This window comes from Anabaena sp. EIM26 (assembly GCF_057568715.1).
This window is the reverse complement of the sequence record NZ_CM172472.1, coordinates 2,754,548-2,770,536: the sequence shown is the minus strand read 5'-3', so window position 1 is coordinate 2,770,536 and position 15,989 is coordinate 2,754,548. Positions and strand designations below refer to the sequence as shown.

Sequence of the window (15,989 nt, the reverse complement as noted above, 5' to 3'; positions counted from 1 at the left end):
TGTTAATCGTGGGACACAGCGGGTCGATGTCCGAGTGGTTAAAGGAGACGGACTGTAAATCCGTTGGCTTACGCCTACGCTGGTTCAAATCCAGCTCGGCCCACCACTTTTAGAGATGTGAGTTACAATAGCTGAGTGTCGAGTAAACTTCTCAGCTTTGTAACTTGTAACTCGCAATCTAAGTTAAGTTTTAGTTTTTGCCCGTGTGGCTCAGTGGTAGAGCACACCCTTGGTAAGGGTGAGGTCACGAGTTCAATCCTCGTCACGGGCTTTTAAAAGAAAGGTTGTTGTATGTGGGTTCTAGAAGTTTACTTGATGAAAGAGAACTCTTTTGTACTTGTGAATAACAGGATTCTACCACTTTTCTACCAGGTAGGCTTTTGTATGAATTGGGATTGATAAGTTTTCCTTTTGCGATCGCTAGTAAAGCTAGAGATTTTACTTATAGGTGCAATTGATAAGTAAAATCTTAGATTTTTAACAGGACATTGAGAATTTACTTATCAGACAATAAAAAAGCGCTACGAATATTTTCGTAACACTAATTTAGATGGGGTAGGGTATGTCATGTTTGAGTCGTAATACAATTCTGTTATACAAAGCGTAATAGGAATTGCAATAGGACTGTTTTTTGCTCGTAATAGGATTTGTATTAGGATTTGTAATAGGGAATTGTAATACATTCAGGAAACTACCCTAGGACATACCCCAGGGAGAATTTATTTTTGGTCAACAGTTAGTTTTTTGTTTAGTGCCAATGGGTATTGGATGAGAAGCTTACGTTTACCCTGCTTTGTTGCCAATTGGAGTTAACTTAGATGAGTAATCGCATTGTTTTGAAAAAACACGATGTTGTCAGTATGGATAAAGCATCCAATCCTATGCAGGTTAAAACGTTTGAAGTAATTGATTTAATGCTGAATCTAATAAACAGATGTGGGAGGGATGGACTGACTTCACAAATGCTTACCGATTGGATTGGTAACGGTATTCCGTGTGAGGTTTTACAAGCTAATAAAATCGGCTGGCTATATGGGAAGGTCAAATTATCCCTAGAATTTATACCAGACGAAGTAGAAGAGGAACTACAAGAAACAGCATTACTCCCACCTGCTAAAGAAAAATCACCATTAGATGACCTCCGAGCCGAACTTCTGAGCAACTAATAATTACACGGGTATTATCTATAAAACACAAACTCTCTCATATCACAAGATGCAAGAGGGTTTTATCGTAAGGGGCAACGGCTGGAATTTTTGACCACTAGCAAGCTCATCTACAAAACCTTTTTTTAACAGGTTAAGGTATTAAAAAATCTTTTTGTAGATGAACTCGCTAAGGGCATCTCATTTCAGCCGTTTTCGATGTCCTAAAAGGTATGCCTAGAATCCTGTAGCGGTAAAACTACATCCCAGTTATTTACCGTGGCTTTATCGTGGTGTTTTAGATGAGCAGTTGCAACCTTTTTAGTAAAACCTCCAAACGTCTTACCTGACGTTGGCGCGTGTTCTACCTGCCACATCTTACCATCACCACCTACAATCTTTACAAGCTCGTTGCCATAGCAAGCCCAAAAACCTATTTGCACACGCCAAGGCTCTGATTTTGTTTCACAAGATTTTTGATTTTCAACAGTAAGTTCAGTAAGGTTTAGCTGAAACCCTTGTGCATCATAGCTTACTGAACTCTTTACTGTTGCCTTACTGTTCTCCTCGTTCGGTAAGGTTTTTGTATTAGGGTGTGACACTTCCCTTACCGTTGTCTGATTATCGGTAAGGTATGGGTAAGACAACAGTAAGTTATGTTCTACATGGGTTTCGGCGTTTCTTACTGAACTTACTGTTAAATCATCAACTTTGTCTAGAAACCAACCCGATTTTGTTTTCCCTAGTTCTGATACCCATCTTTTGTCATTCACATAACCAATGCGTGTTAATTCACTGGCTATAGGCTGCCATTCATTCCGCTTGGGATTACGACCGTCTTCTGTGGGGTTTATTCCCCAAAATATTTCCTTAAGAGTCACAAACCGCTTTAATTCTTCACTGGTTTTGCTAACTCTACAAGCTTCTCTCACGTCTTCAGAGATTGGGTCATAGTCAGTATATTTTTCATTGTTGGCAGCACTGGCTATTTGTTCATCTTCTGACAATTCATAAGAGTATCCAGATGCAAATAGATTGTATGCACAAGCCCAAATTAAATCCCTGTATCCAGGTAAGGATTTAACATCTATTTTCCCTGGTATGTTTACAACCCAAAAACGAGTATGTCCTGTGGGGTCTAGAAGGATATCTTGTTTGTTAGTAGATGCAACTAAAACCGAACGTCTATGTAGTGTGGTTGACGATCTAGCATAAGGTAGTACTATCTTGTCAAAAGAATCGCTAATTATAGCCTTGAGGTTCGCTACATCTGTTTTTCTGTATACCTTATCAAATTCAGCTATCTCATTAATCCATGCTGAATGCAAAGACATTAAATCGTGTTTATCGGTAGTACCTTTGTAGGAACTATTAAAGAATTTATCGCTAGATAACTCTCTCCAAAAACTACTTTTACCAGCGTCTTGTTTACCATAAAACACGCATACCCGTTTAAAGAAACAACCAGGTTTGAATACTCTAGTCACAGCAGCTACTAAGGTTTTGACGATAAAGGTTAGCTGCAATTTGTCTTGCACTCCGGTAATATCACTAAGCATCTTATGGAGTTCAGACAATGCTGTCTCTGTATCTACATTTGCCGCTTTATCCTTAACAGAATTAAGGTATTCAACAACGGGGTGATATGCTTTCTGCATAGCAACATCTATCAAGTAAGCAATCGCATAGTTTTTGGAGAGTTCTAGCCCGACTTCCCTGCTGATATCTATAAAACAATTATCAACATAATATTCTGCACCGTCCTTTTCTATCTCATTAGTCATCTGATTTAATCTGATACGATTACCGTAAAATTCAGACAACTGGTTGACTATCTCAGCATGGCTTTTTCTGTTAGGCGTTCTACCTTTCTTGCTATTTTTAGTCTTTGAGGTATCCCCAAACTTATCGACGTATTCATCTAGAGTGTATGCTTTTTCTAGTACTTCCCTAAAAGCTTCTATCCCATTCTTACTGATAAAGTCATCCATTCCCTTACCTTGTTCTACAGCCCATAAACCTGTTATTAGTTTAACAGTGCAACCCAGGTTAGTTAAATACAGTGCTAGTTCTATAGATGCTTTATGCACATCTGGGTTGGTAGCACAATCAGCGTCATAACCTATGATGAATTTTCTTATACCGCAGTCGTAAAGCTCCTGTAAGGTAGGTACTAATTTCTTATTGCCATCATCATCACGGGTTAAGCTATTCCAGATACCAGTAGAGCCAACTGTAAATATGCCCTCGCTACATCCTTTTGTTGCTTTAAAGTATCCTTCAGTGATTAATACCTCTACGTCTTCTAGTTTTGTTTCACCTCTCTCTATACGCTTTCCGACAAAAGCAGCATAATCCTTGCTATCAGGGCAAATGGGGATATATACATCAGCTTTTGTCCCTGGTGCAGATTTATAACGTCTCGTTTTACCTGGCTTATCTGGGTCGGGCTGTGGGTCGTCATATCTGTATTGAGGTTGATTGCCATTGAATCCTACCTCCCATGCTTGAATGCTTTCTACTCGCCTAACGTTATGCTTTAACCATTCAACTTTGATGTCTCTTTGTCTGGATAGCTGCTCTAGTTTCTCTATGCTTGTTTCGCGGTTGAATATTGATGGTAATGCCATGAGTCTTTCTCCAGTTGTATGCTGTGAAACTGGAAATAATCAGAAAAATGTATATAACGGTGGCAAATTTTATCTCAGTTTGTAGTACAATTCTGTATAACAACTCAGATAGCTGGCTGAAAAAGCAGGGCTGTTAAAGCCTTGGGAATTATGGTATAGTTGACCATAATTAGAATATTTTTCAGTCCACCAATTATTTAGTTGTTTCTGACTACTCCCGGTTAAAGAGTTGAATTATCGACCCGTCGTGATTGCAGTCACTAAGGTCAAGTTTAAAGAATAGGATACCATGCCTCAACTGAAGGCGTGGTATTTGCGTTTTTAGGGTTATTCATCCTCAGCGTTTGCATATATCCCCTTAAAGTCGATTCCTAAGCCGTCCAACCGTTCTCTGATTGACGCTGATAGCTTTCTGGCTTGCTCATACCGTGGCGATGTCTTCTTTACCTCACAGGTTGCTTCCCATGTGGCAATCTCACTGTCTAACTCAGCCAGGAACAGATACAGGTCATCAAGCTTGCTGGCAATGGGAACGGGAACCCATTTCTGAACCGTATCAGCACCATATTTTTTACTTCTGCCACCACCGGGGTTACGCTTTCCGGCTTTGGGTACTCCTCTGGGCATAGTCTTAGATCCAAGTAATGTTTTTAGAGATCGCTCTGACATCCTGGTTATCGAGTAGAGATCGTCAAATCGCTCGAATACCCTCTGTGACTGAGTTATCTTATTGATATCACAGAAACAAGAGAAAGGTAAAGAGTACATGAATACTACAGTCTTATTGTTGTGACGAAATAAGATGTTATACAGTATATGGATAGCGGTTATTTCCTGGGATAGCATTTTATGGATAGCAGAAAAACATCGCTATGGTACAAATGCACTCTAGTCAAAGTAAGCCGGTATGGATAGTATAAAAATAATTTAATGCCCAATATATAGATGTGATTCAGACATCTATATATCAGGACTTCCCAACTTGATTACCCAAGTGAGCAATATAATGATACACGTTTCAAACATCAATTCCAGATTGATTGATATTCATGACGCTATCAACGATGTGGACAACACACGATGTATACTACACGTTTTGCGTGATGAATTAAACGATATAGACGGTGATACAGGCTTGGTTCATGAGGTGCTAGACCTTCACGAGGCGCGGTTTGATAAGAAGATGAGCGAGCTACAAGACTTAATCATTAATCTGAGAGCCGATATTGACGCGCAGGGAAAGCAACCTATCCTTACCCTAGTCGGCTGAAAGGTGGGTCAATTCACACACATTACATCTAGCTAAATAAACAGTTAACCGATAAGTGAAACACTTTGAGACTACAAAAAAATCAGGGTTTTGCTTATCGGTTAATTATTGGGAGGTAGACATTTAAGTTGTAATACAAAATCGTTATACAAATTGTAATAGGAATCGTAATAGAAAAATGTATTACGTTTGGAAAACATACCCTAGCCTACCTCAATGACAGCAACTAAATCTCTGGCAACTCAATCTCGTCATTACTAGCCAAATAATGCTTCATAATCGTCTCTGGACTATTCCCTACAATACTAGCAATAGTTTTAATATCTACTCCATCTCGTAACATCCAAGTGATAAAACTATGCCTTAGATCATAAAATGTTAACTCTTTTGATATGAGCTTTTGATTGCACAATTTACTTATAATTGACTGCCAATACCTACTATGGAAATTGTGACTATCAATATACTTACCTTCATAGCTAGGGAATATCAAATTATCCTCATTGGATATTCTTGGTAGGCTATCAATAAATTCTATCATCTGTTTATTGCAAGGAAACATTCTAGCATCTACACCATTTTTAGTCCCTGATAACAATTGACCGCTAGTATATCGCTTACTAAAGATAATTTTATTGTGCTTGATATCATTCCAGGTTAAAGCTATAGCTTCACTAGGTCTGCATCCTGTTCTAATTCTGAACTCAATATAACCAGCATAATACGCACTTGAATAGGCTGATTTGTCTTTATCAAATCTTCCATCTCTGAAAGCTTCTAGTATTATCTTTGCCTCAGCCTTGGAGTATATCTGAATGCTTCTAGTTTCTGTTTCTAGGATTGATAGCAGAGTAGAGAAGGGGTTGTTAGCATTTTTTACGTTGCCTAGTTTGATTGCTAGGTTTACAGCAGTTCTGATGCTTGATAGCGGTGTATGAATATATCCGTCTGAATATTTAGATTGTAACCATGCTAAAAGCTTATCTGCATTGCATAGTTGTAAGCATTCACTAGGACATTCCGATAGCCATCTGTTTACAGGTATCCATCTATTTTTAAAAGTAGATTGAGGTACGTCTAGTTTAAGTGCTTTATAGCTTTCCCATATTTCCTTTAGATTTGGTTCTGAGTGTATAGGTGTTATTTCTATAAGCTTAGGTTGGCTTTGTTTTGCTAAACCATATTTAACCAAGGTGCTATCAAAATTACCACGGTAATAGTCTGACTCTATTTCTTTGCATAACGCTAAAGTTGAATTTATGCCCTCATTGGTAAAAGCATAGGTGTACTTACAAAATGCGATATCGCGCTTTCTGCACCTGATACGTAACCTTGTTTTATCAACCTCTATTTTTAGGATGTCTAGCTTTTGATTAGCCCGTTCTAATGCTTTTTCTAATTTGTTGCTGCTTGATTGCATTTTTGTACCTACCTAAGTAAATACAAAAGAGTTTCTATACCAAATTTCTACCTATAAGATATTTCTCAGCTATTCCCACGAAACACCTATCAACCCATCGTTTTACTACTGTTTCACTTTGGTAAGGGTGAGGTCACGAGTTCAATCCTCGTCACGGGCTTTTAAAAAGCATCGAAAAATCAATAATTTAAACTAGTTGCATAAATTGGCTGTACTTTAGCATTGTATCAAATATTAAAGGGACTTCCAAATAAAAAAATGTACAAAGATTTCTTGTGGTGCGGTCCAAAAGCCCGCAAATTATCAAGCAAAATTTCATAGAAGTTGAAACTGAAACTCGTTATTATATTGCTTCCTTCACGGCTGCTGTAGGTCGCTAGACCTAAGCAAGAAAAACTTAAACTTCCTGTAGATATTTCCCGGTAAAATGTCTCTATAATAACTCTTCCTTTACCAAAGTTGCTAATTTAATTGCAGCACCACCTTCACCTCTCACACTGCGTAATTTATCGCGCATAGTAGCCAATTTTTCGGGATTTTCTAAAAAGTCTAAAACCATTTCTCCAACTTCTTGCGGTTTAAGTTTTCCTAAAAGTTCTGGTACTATTTCTGCTTGCGCCCAAATATTTGGCCAGGATAATAAACCTATGCGTTTGAGAAAAAACCAATTAATCAATTTAGCAAAATTTGTACCTACTCCTGGTAAATTTGCCAACAACCCCGGTAAACCATCCCAAGAACGCATTGAATCCATTTGTTGAGTTGGTAATAAAACAATCATTGGTATGCCTAAAGCACCAAGTTCAGCAGTGTTTGCACCAACTGTAGTTAAGCAAATACTGCACTGAGATAATAATTCATAAGCTGGATTTTCTTGGTACAACTCCACAGTTAATCCTGTCTCTGTTTTTAATATTGGCTTACCTTGTTCGGGAATAATTAAGGCTGCACTATTAGCACCAAAAATTTCTATAAATGGGTTTTTTTGGGGATTTGCAAAACTCGCTAAAGTTTGTAAGTCTAAAGTTGGTGCAACAGGAATAACGAATTTAGTTAGAGGTTTTTTGGTATGAATATATTCAGCAATAGCTAAGGTTAAAGGTACACCTTGGGTTAATTTCGCAGCTTTTGAACCTGGTAAAATCCCAATCATTTCAATTTTAGATTCTTGATTTTGGATTTTGGATTTGAGGTGATCTTGTGCTGCTGCTTCTAACATCAAATCACCGACAACGGTAAATTTATGAGCATATTTGGGTGAGACATTTTCTGCAACTTTTGCTTTCATGACCCCAAAACGGTCGATTAAATTATGCCAACGGGCTTCCCATTCAGCGTATACTACTGTTTTATATCCCAGTTTTTTACCAATAATAACGGGGAAAACTTGATCACCACCGAGAAATACAACTATACCTTTACTTCTCCAGTCCCAATTATCTGCGGTTTTTCCCCAAAGTAGAAATTGCCAAAAATGTGATGCGGCTTGGACTCTATCAACTTCTGGGTAAGAAAGTGCGATCGCTCTCTCTTTGCCACTAGCATGGGGACAAGGTGATAAAATTACAGAAATTCTGACAACATCACGTTCATCACCTAATTGTTCTCTTAACGCTTTCACTACCGGACGCACCCAGGTTGTTACTTCCCCTGGTCCATTGGATAAAATCAGGATATCTATTGGTGTTTTCATCTTTATGTATATAATTAATTGGGCGTTGCTGAGTGCAAGTCTGATTTTATCTCACGCAGAGACGCAGAGGTGCGGAGAGTTAAGAGTTTAAGATAAGTGTTTAAGCGAACTTTATAAAGTATATATTTTTTTAGGCAATTTATATTTTTACATTAAAGATGCGTAATAGTTGCGCTTTTATATCTAGACATAATCATGCGATCGTCTTATTGTGAGAATAAAGCAATGATTGGCGTATCTATGAAGACAACTATAATATTGAAAATAGCTCTAATTCCTATCTTGACTATATCTACCCTTTTATCTGTATCCAAGAAAGCACTAGCTGATTACTTAAGAAGTGAGGGTAGGGGTGGTGATTGTCTTTATGAATTATAGTCTACTGATGATGGTAGTAAATACTACTTGAAAATTTGGTCTGATAAAGCAGATCCAAGACTTTTTGCTTTGGACAACAGATACAGTTGCTAAACTGAAAACGCATGATTTTGATCAACTTGATTTAGAAAATTTAATAGAGGAAATTGAGAGTTTAGGACGCTCTGAAAAAAAAGAACTAAAAAGCCGACTCTTGATTCTTCTAGAACATTTACTAAAAAGATTGTACATCAACGCACCCAATGACTATCGTGGTTGGGAAATTACTATTGATGAACAAAGACGACAAATAGAACTAGAACTTGAAGACTCTCCCAGTCTCAAAACTATCTGGGAAGAAGCTTTTAATAGTGCTTGGAGACTTGCACTCAAAGGGGTTCGCAAAAATTATCCGCAAGTCACATTTCCTGATGTATGGCCGTATCCTAATGATATAGACTCTATTTTAGATTGCGATTTTTGGAAATTATAATTATTGGTAATTGGTGATTGGTAATTTTCCGAATCAGGATATCCAGATTAATAGCGTTCATGAATTGATTTACATTCCCAAAACATTCCAGCCCCACTGTTAAAATTTGCTCATTTGGCATCATTAATTCCCAATAAGCAAGCTCAGAATCATCTTCTAAATTTAAATTTGGGTCTAAAATCAGTTCACAACCACCCTCAAAGGATAAAGTCAATTTAAAATTATTATTAGGATTAATTACAAAATCAGTTAGTTTTTTATTTTCTAATACTTTTACAGAATCTATAAAAACCTGGGCAGATGAATCAAGTGTTAAAAATCTTAGAGTATATCCACGTTTTCCGTCCATTACTTTGATTAAATAATTTGTTGCTCTGGTATTAAGTTGCCAAGTTCCTTTGCGTAAATGTCTTAATTTAGGATGATTATAGGCAGACATTTCACCAAAATCTAACCGTAATTCATCACCATAACTAAATGTAACCTGATTGCAAGTTTCTCCTATAATTTTTTGAGTAATTTGATTTAGATTTGGTTGAGAATTAGCAACTCCTATATTAGTATTCATAATTAATATCCTCTAAAAATTCTTTAGCTTTCTGACGGAGTTCTAGATAAGTAAAATCACCTCTATCGTTTAAAGTTCCACCATAACCATTTCTTTTTTCTTCCTCCAGAAATATACCAAAGGCATTTCTTAATTCTGCAGACATCCGAAATTCTCTAGCAATTGAATCAACTTGTTTAATATCATCTTTTTTACCCATAAATATGGAGAAACCCTGATTCTATGTCCTGTATGAATTTTAGGCTTTATGCCAGGATTAAAATTGTCTTTTCAAAAGAGCTACACCCAAATAAAATAGTAATATTGAAGTCAAAGGAGAATAAAAACCTATATAAGTTGCCGCTCAACATTCTGCACTGCTCTAAGTGCATCTTGCATTATAGGAGCATTTTGTTCAGGTATGGAACTATAAACAGCTAAAAATTGCTTTGCACGGGTAGCAGCTACATAAAACAGGGAACGTTTTTTTATAGTGTTTTGATCTCCTCCATCTGGATTAATAACATACACAATATTAGCATCATATCCTTTAGTATCCCAAACCAATGCAACATTGATGGTTTGCGGCTCAACTGCTAATTTCATGCGTTTTTCTTGACTGCTAATATCCTCTCCACTACGACGGTTTACCCTATTGCCAAACTTTGCATACAATATATTAGATATCTCTTGTACCATATTTTTGCTAAAACACTGGATTAATACACCTCCTTTCAGGACATTCTCTAAACCCTGAGCAGAAAAAAGTTGATCGAGGTCTTCAACAACAGCATTACAGCATTCTTGGTTAGAATTAAACTGACGCACTTCTGGTGTTGTTTCTCCAGGGAAAACACAGAAATTACAACTAATCCAATTCCGACCATTTTCCATATACTTTTCTGTAATTAAGGATCTTTCTTTAAGTTTATTAAGGCTCATTAAACGCTCCAGTTCAACCCTACTGGTATCATCAATGGAATCTCCCAAACAGGTATTAAAAGTAAAGTCAACTAATTTTTTAGAGGTTCTGACACAGCTTGATAAAAAATGCTCAATAGGTCGTTGGCTATTGACTCGTTTTAAAACAAGGTCTTTGATTCCAAATATGTTTTGAAGATCATCATAGAAAATGTATATACTTTTAGATTTAGTTTTTGAACCACTACGACATAGATTAATAATCAAATTATATTCTTCTTGACTAATATCTTGTCCCTCATCAACAAATATAATATCAAATATTCCTGTATAATTGTTAAGATAATCAAATATTTTTTTAGCCCGCTCATTACTTTCCTTAATTCCCTTAAGTGAAAGACCTTTATTCATCATCTTTCGATCATAAAGTTCATCTTTTAATGTTGAAAGATTGTGAATCCATACATAATCTCTATAAAATGATTTGGGTAAAGGTGGAATATTAATAGGTGTATTTACAGCAGATTGAATTTCATCAGCCAGAAGTTTATTTATATAATTATTGTGGTGATAAACTAATATAGATGGATAGTCACCATGTCTAACTCGAAATGTTGCTGCTAAGTGTGGTACTAATTGACCAAGAATAATAGTTTTTCCACTACCTGCTACACCACGAAAAATATGTGTCCTTCCCAGTGTAAGAGCAGATTCATTATTAGCTTCTTGAACCAATTCTTGAAATACCAATTCTTGAGTAGGAAAGAGAATTTTTCCACCTTGATTAATTCGTTCAAGTAACTTGTTAGCCTCTTGTATTACTTCAGAGTTTTGAGTATTAGTAGTGGTTTTAGGTTCTGAATTAGTTTGTTTTGAATCTGCCGATTGAGATGCTTGTGTGCTATTTTTAGTCTTAAATTTCTGTTTATTTAAAAATTCTTGACGAAAATAATGATGCACTTTGTTTAGTAACATCTCTGTCAGAGCTTGCATATAGGGAGTCATAACTACTCCCACTACAGGTGGAGTCAAAAGAGGTGTTAGAATTTGAACCAATTGTGACCATACTAATTCACCAGCAAGCTGTCCATAAATCATTACTGTTGCAACGTTTAGCATATATTTACGATTGACAGTATATTCTGGGTTATAAATATGTGCTATTGCCAATCCTCCTATAATCTGACATGGGATGTATACTATAACGCCGGGCGCACCAAATGAATTTAACGATCCAGCAGCTATAATAAGTTCATGAATAACACGCTGTTTGACCTCTTCTACAACTTCTTCCATTTCATCAATAGTTCGATTTGACCAATTACTGTTAAAAATTGTTTTGAATAACTCTGAGTTTTGCTCTATTTTTGCAGGTAAGTTAAAAGCTAAATCACGTGCATCCTGCATGGATGAGATGACTCGGTTATAAAGACTAGCAATCTTATTAAAAAATCCCATAAAGAGGTGGTTTGTCTAATGTTGTCTGTAGCATAATATCATTTTTTACAAATCCTCTATAGTCAATAACTATTGATAAATCCTCATTGATTATTGTTATAATGTAATTACATCATGTACATACACAACAAATGAGCAACTCCTACAATATTCGTAGTACCAAAATTGGTAATAGTGCAGGGTTTAGACTTCCTGCTGATTTTTATCGTGAACATCCCCAATTTGCGAATGCAGATGGTTGGATTGAAGTTTTATCACCTGATACAGCAATTGTGCGAATTGTTCCTCAATTGCATGATGATGAAGATGCAGAAGACTCGCTATTAATGCGGCTGTTTCTTGATTTTGCTACCACAGAAGCATTGAAAAATAATACATTACAACCTTATACAACAGAAATGTCTGAAGCTGCTCATCAACTAATTGAAGGTGTGCAATTAGACGATGAATAAATTTGTTAGTAATGGTTGGGAAATATATTTTAATCCTCAATTATTTGGTAGTCAATATCAAGTATTATCAAATCGCGTTACTAATTTGCGAGAACAATTATCAGAATCAGAGTTTAAAACTCATGCAACGGTAAAACTTTTTGCAGCCATTACGATAGCAATTGAAACTAAAATTCCTGCTGATCCTTTTGCTAGTCATTTTGCTTTAACTGGTGCATTAAAACGCTATAGTCGAGTCAAAAAACTGGGTTTACCAGAACGATATCGGCTATTTTTTCGGGTGTTTGATACTCCCCAATTAAAAGCAATTGTGATTTTGTGGTTGGGGTTTCCGCGAAAAGAAGGTGCTAAGGATGACTGTTATAATGTGTTTACTAAAATGGTAACAAGAGGGACATTTCCAGATAGTTTAGATGAATTGTTAGCAGATTGTGAGATAAATGGGGATAATCTGGAGTAGTAACAGTAGCTTGGGTTTTGTCACGGTAAGTCCAACTTTGTATTTTAAATCTATGTCAAAGCGAGCAATAGAGGTTTAGCAATGCTAAACCCCTACAAATTAGTTATTCTGCACCCTCAATAGGTGCAAAACCTTGACGCTGAATGTTTTCTGTCACCGTTTTTGGTTCTAAGAATTGCAACAGATAATCAGGCCCTCCAGCTTTAGAACCCACACCAGAAAGCTTAAACCCACCAAAAGGTTGACGGGCAACTATTGCCCCGGTAATATTCCGGTTAATGTATAAATTCCCAACTTCAAAATCTGCTTGCGCTTGTTCAATATGGGAAGGTGTCCGAGAATAAAGTCCACCAGTTAAAGCGTAATTTGTGCCGTTGGCAACTTCTAAAGCTTCTTGAAAATCCTTAACTCTAATTACCGCTAACACAGGTCCAAATATTTCTTGCTGGGCTATTATCCCATTTGCAGGTACTTCCGAAAAAATTACAGGGCCGATAAAATAACCTTGGGTTGGTGCGGGTAATTCCAAAGCGACTTTTGCTTCTTCTTTTCCTTTTTGAATATACTCCAAAATGCGATCGCGCGAATTAGCATCAATCACAGGGCCAACTTGGGTACTTGGTAATTCTGTTTCTCCAATATTCAACGATTTCGTCGCTTCTACTAACCTTTCGACAAAAGCATCATAAATCGGTTCAAGAACAATCACTCGTGAACAAGCAGAACATTTTTGACCACTATAACCAAAAGCAGATTGGACAACTCCGACAACAGCTTGGTCTAAATCAGCACTTTCATCCACAATAATTGCATTTTTCCCACCCATCTCCGCAATTACCTTTTTCATATGCTTTTGACCGGGTTTAAGAATTGCAGCTTCTGCGTAAATTCTACAGCCTACTTCTTGAGAACCAGTAAAAGCAATGACATGAGTATCCGGATGATTGACCAAATAAGCACCGACTTGAGAACCTTTACCAGGGACGTATTGAAAAACACCTTTAGGGATGCCGGCTTCTATTAAAATTTCTGTAAATTTAGCAGTAATTACAGAAGAAGTTTCCGCAGGTTTGAGTAAAGTGCAGTTTCCTGAAACCAAAGCAGCGACAGTCATACCGCAAGCGATAGCCAAAGGAAAATTCCAGGGAGAAATTACAACAGCGATTCCTTTCGGCTGGTAAATATAACGATTATTCTCCCCCGAAACGTCATAAATTACACCTTTATCCAGCCGTTCCATTTCATCAGCATAATAAAGACAAAAATCAATCGCTTCCGAAACTTCCGCGTCAGCTTCCTTAACAGGTTTTCCTACTTCTAAAACTATCCAAGCAGAAAGTTCAGCGCGTCTTTCCTCCATTAACTCCCCAGCTTTCCGCAAAATATCAGCACGTTGTTTAACTGGGGTTTTCTTCCAAGCGGGAAAAGCAGCTTTAGCAAACTTCATTGCTTCCTCAGCTTGTTCAATATTCAGAAGTCCAATTTTCCCAACCACCTGACTAAAATTAGAAGGATTAAGAGAATCAACAAACGTCGTCGTATTTACATATTCCCCATTAATCAACGGTAAATAAGTTTTTCCTAATTGCTGACGGACATTTTTAAAAGCTTGATTTGACGTTCTTCTTTTTTCCTCTTCTGCAAAATCCGTATCTGCTACACCGAAGAACCCCCCCTCAGTCCCCCCCGCAAGCGAGGGGGAAGCTGGAACTGGAATTGGTGGTGCTAACAACTCCTCAACCGGACGATTTTCCAAATTTTGCCGTAAAAAGGAACTATTTGCGGTGTTTTCTAATAACCGACGAATTAAATAAGCCATTCCGGGGAGAAGTTCACCGTAGGGACAATAAACTCGCACACGATAACCTTTATCTACCAAAGCTTTGGCTATTTTATCACCCATGCCGTAGAGGACTTGCATTTCAAACCGACGACGGGGGACTTGGAGAGTTTCTGCAATAGCGATAGCGCGAGATTGCGATCGCACATTATGACTGCCTATGGCAGAATACACATACTCATGATTTTCTAGCAATATCTGCGTAATCGTCTCAAAATTCGCATCTGTAGCCGCTTTATCATTGTAAACCGGTTGCTGCCAATGTTTTTGAGCCGCTTTGATAGTTTCCTGATCCCAATACGCACCTTTAACCAAACGAACAGTTAGAGGATAACCCCGTTGTTTTAACCAAGCAATGATATCTCTAGCATCTTGTTCACTATCACGCAGATATGCTTGAATAGTCATGCCAATATCAGTACGTTGACGAAATTCCTCTTCTAGCAAAAGTTTTTTGAGAATATTGAAAGTAATATCCTTATATGCATACTGTTCCATATCAAAATGGACTGCTGCACCCAACTCTTTCGCCCGACGTAGTAAAATACGAATGCGATCGCTCACCCGTTCCTCACTACCTTGAGCATCCAAAGGATCAAACTGTGAATAAAACGCTGTTAACTTCACCGAAACCTGAACCTTGGGAATATTCTCACCCTCAGCTTCATCAATAGCCGGAATTTTCGTCCATTTTTGCGAAGCCTCCACCAATTGCTGCATCAACTCCAAGTATCTTTCTAAATAAGACTGCGCTTCTGTTTCCGTAATTACCGCTTCACCAAGTAAATCAATAGTGAAAGCCATCTTGTCCTTTCGCAGTCTCTCAACCGTTTTGATAACTTGTTTAATATTTTCCCCAGAAATATACTTATGTGCCAAAGTTTCCACAGCCGTTCCCACAGTTGTCGCTGCTACCTGTCCCGGCATAGAATCAGGATTAGCAAAATTTAGCATCCCTTTCAAAGCTGCGGGTAATTCTACAGACTCATCTCCCAAATATTCTTGTAAATGAGACGCAATTTCTGATTTACTATGTAAAGCGGGTAAAGTATCAATAAAGCGAAAAAGTTGCACCCTTAACCCAGGATTACTCATAGCCCAGTCGAGTAATTTATCATCCCAACGCATTTGATCCCGTAAAGCAGCCAAAAAAGAGCGATTTTCTTGAGTAGCAGCAAGAACCTGTTTAGCGATTTCTTGGGTTTTCGCTTCGTAACTACTGTTTTCTACTTGTAATACCACTGAAATTAAACTCCTTAATTTAAGATTATCTATGGAAGCCGGTGACAGGTGACAGGTGACA

13 protein-coding genes and 2 tRNA genes are annotated in these 15,989 nt (G+C 37.4%); 7 read left to right on the top strand and 8 right to left on the bottom strand.

All coding sequences use genetic code 11. The features are described 5' to 3' along the window. The first annotated feature begins 20 nt into the window (after positions 1-20). The 3 genes from AC012T_RS12065 to AC012T_RS12055 all read left to right on the top strand — a co-directional run bounded on the left by AC012T_RS12065 (position 21) and on the right by AC012T_RS12055 (position 1,166). Positions 21-106 (top strand) — tRNA-Tyr (locus tag AC012T_RS12065). Between the two features lie 93 nt (positions 107-199). Next, a tRNA-Thr gene (locus tag AC012T_RS12060) sits at positions 200-271 on the top strand. A 547-nt stretch (positions 272-818) separates the two neighbouring features. Beyond that, positions 819-1,166: a KGK domain-containing protein gene (locus AC012T_RS12055; RefSeq protein ID WP_487066019.1), complete on the top strand. Its 348-nt coding sequence runs from the start codon at positions 819-821 to the stop codon at positions 1,164-1,166. A gap of 203 nt (positions 1,167-1,369) precedes the next feature. Here AC012T_RS12055 and AC012T_RS12050 read toward each other — a convergent pair whose 3' ends face one another. Together AC012T_RS12050 and AC012T_RS12045 are read right to left on the bottom strand one after the other, a co-directional pair. Further along, positions 1,370-3,775: a VapE domain-containing protein gene (locus tag AC012T_RS12050; RefSeq protein ID WP_487066017.1), complete on the bottom strand. Its 2,406-nt coding sequence runs from the start codon at positions 3,773-3,775 to the stop codon at positions 1,370-1,372. A 327-nt stretch (positions 3,776-4,102) separates the two neighbouring features. Further along, positions 4,103-4,402 carry a hypothetical protein gene (locus AC012T_RS12045; protein WP_487066015.1) on the bottom strand — a complete coding sequence of 100 codons (300 nt, stop codon included), beginning with the start codon at positions 4,400-4,402 and terminating at the stop codon, positions 4,103-4,105. Positions 4,403-4,841: 439 nt separating this feature from the next. Here AC012T_RS12045 and AC012T_RS12040 point away from each other — a divergent pair, with 439 nt between their 5' ends. Then, positions 4,842-5,045: a hypothetical protein gene (locus AC012T_RS12040; RefSeq protein WP_487066013.1), complete on the top strand. Its 204-nt coding sequence runs from the start codon at positions 4,842-4,844 to the stop codon at positions 5,043-5,045. A gap of 226 nt (positions 5,046-5,271) precedes the next feature. On the opposite strand, the gene AC012T_RS12035 is transcribed toward AC012T_RS12040, so the two are convergent. Next, entirely contained in the window at positions 5,272-6,465 is a 1,194-nt protein-coding gene (locus AC012T_RS12035; RefSeq protein WP_487066011.1) for a tyrosine-type recombinase/integrase, read from the bottom strand. 433 nt (positions 6,466-6,898) lie between these two features. After that, a complete protein-coding gene (locus AC012T_RS12030; RefSeq protein ID WP_487066009.1) occupies positions 6,899-8,158 on the bottom strand; it encodes a glycosyltransferase family protein in 1,260 nt (419 codons plus the stop codon). A 442-nt stretch (positions 8,159-8,600) separates the two neighbouring features. On the opposite strand from AC012T_RS12030, the gene AC012T_RS12025 reads away from it, so the two are divergent. Continuing rightward, the gene (locus AC012T_RS12025) at positions 8,601-9,008 is read left to right on the top strand and encodes a DUF29 domain-containing protein (RefSeq protein ID WP_487066007.1); all 408 of its coding nucleotides are present in this window, start codon (positions 8,601-8,603) and stop codon (positions 9,006-9,008) included. Here the strand turns inward: AC012T_RS12025 and AC012T_RS12020 are convergent. The 3 genes from AC012T_RS12020 to AC012T_RS12010 form a co-directional block, all read right to left on the bottom strand. Further along, entirely contained in the window at positions 8,977-9,576 is a 600-nt protein-coding gene (locus tag AC012T_RS12020) for a hypothetical protein (RefSeq protein WP_487066005.1), read from the bottom strand. The two genes, AC012T_RS12025 and AC012T_RS12020, sit on opposite strands and share 32 nt — an antisense overlap. Continuing rightward, complete coding sequence (locus tag AC012T_RS12015; RefSeq protein ID WP_487066003.1) at positions 9,566-9,775, bottom strand: hypothetical protein; 210 nt, start codon at positions 9,773-9,775, stop codon at positions 9,566-9,568. Before AC012T_RS12015 ends, AC012T_RS12020 begins: the two co-directional genes overlap by 11 nt. A gap of 128 nt (positions 9,776-9,903) precedes the next feature. After that, a complete protein-coding gene (locus tag AC012T_RS12010; protein ID WP_487066001.1) occupies positions 9,904-11,883 on the bottom strand; it encodes a DEAD/DEAH box helicase in 1,980 nt (659 codons plus the stop codon). A gap of 182 nt (positions 11,884-12,065) precedes the next feature. On the opposite strand from AC012T_RS12010, the gene AC012T_RS12005 reads away from it, so the two are divergent. Then, a complete protein-coding gene (locus tag AC012T_RS12005; RefSeq protein ID WP_487065999.1) occupies positions 12,066-12,386 on the top strand; it encodes a hypothetical protein in 321 nt (106 codons plus the stop codon). Beyond that, the gene (locus AC012T_RS12000) at positions 12,379-12,846 is read left to right on the top strand and encodes a type II toxin-antitoxin system YhaV family toxin (protein ID WP_487065997.1); all 468 of its coding nucleotides are present in this window, start codon (positions 12,379-12,381) and stop codon (positions 12,844-12,846) included. The genes AC012T_RS12005 and AC012T_RS12000 overlap by 8 nt, the downstream gene beginning before the upstream one ends. A gap of 103 nt (positions 12,847-12,949) precedes the next feature. On the opposite strand, the gene pruA is transcribed toward AC012T_RS12000, so the two are convergent. Then, positions 12,950-15,928 (bottom strand): L-glutamate gamma-semialdehyde dehydrogenase, encoded by a 2,979-nt coding sequence (gene pruA / locus AC012T_RS11995; RefSeq protein ID WP_487065995.1) that lies wholly within the window; start codon positions 15,926-15,928, stop codon positions 12,950-12,952. Positions 15,929-15,989 lie beyond the last annotated feature (61 nt).

Excerpts from the sequence above, each read along its gene's own strand:
- AC012T_RS12015 (WP_487066003.1), bottom strand. The coding sequence starts at position 9,775 with ATGGGTAAAAAAGATGATATTAAACAAGTTGATTCAATTGCTAGAGAA.
- AC012T_RS12000 (WP_487065997.1), top strand. The coding sequence starts at position 12,379 with ATGAATAAATTTGTTAGTAATGGTTGGGAAATATATTTTAATCCTCAA.
- AC012T_RS12030 (WP_487066009.1), bottom strand. The coding sequence starts at position 8,158 with ATGAAAACACCAATAGATATCCTGATTTTATCCAATGGACCAGGGGAA.
- AC012T_RS12020 (WP_487066005.1), bottom strand. The coding sequence starts at position 9,576 with ATGAATACTAATATAGGAGTTGCTAATTCTCAACCAAATCTAAATCAA.
- AC012T_RS12055 (WP_487066019.1), top strand. The coding sequence starts at position 819 with ATGAGTAATCGCATTGTTTTGAAAAAACACGATGTTGTCAGTATGGAT.
- AC012T_RS12005 (WP_487065999.1), top strand. The coding sequence starts at position 12,066 with ATGAGCAACTCCTACAATATTCGTAGTACCAAAATTGGTAATAGTGCA.
- AC012T_RS12010 (WP_487066001.1), bottom strand. The coding sequence starts at position 11,883 with ATGCAGGATGCACGTGATTTAGCTTTTAACTTACCTGCAAAAATAGAG.
- AC012T_RS12045 (WP_487066015.1), bottom strand. The coding sequence starts at position 4,402 with ATGCCCAGAGGAGTACCCAAAGCCGGAAAGCGTAACCCCGGTGGTGGC.
- AC012T_RS12035 (WP_487066011.1), bottom strand. The coding sequence starts at position 6,465 with ATGCAATCAAGCAGCAACAAATTAGAAAAAGCATTAGAACGGGCTAAT.
- AC012T_RS12050 (WP_487066017.1), bottom strand. The coding sequence starts at position 3,775 with ATGGCATTACCATCAATATTCAACCGCGAAACAAGCATAGAGAAACTA.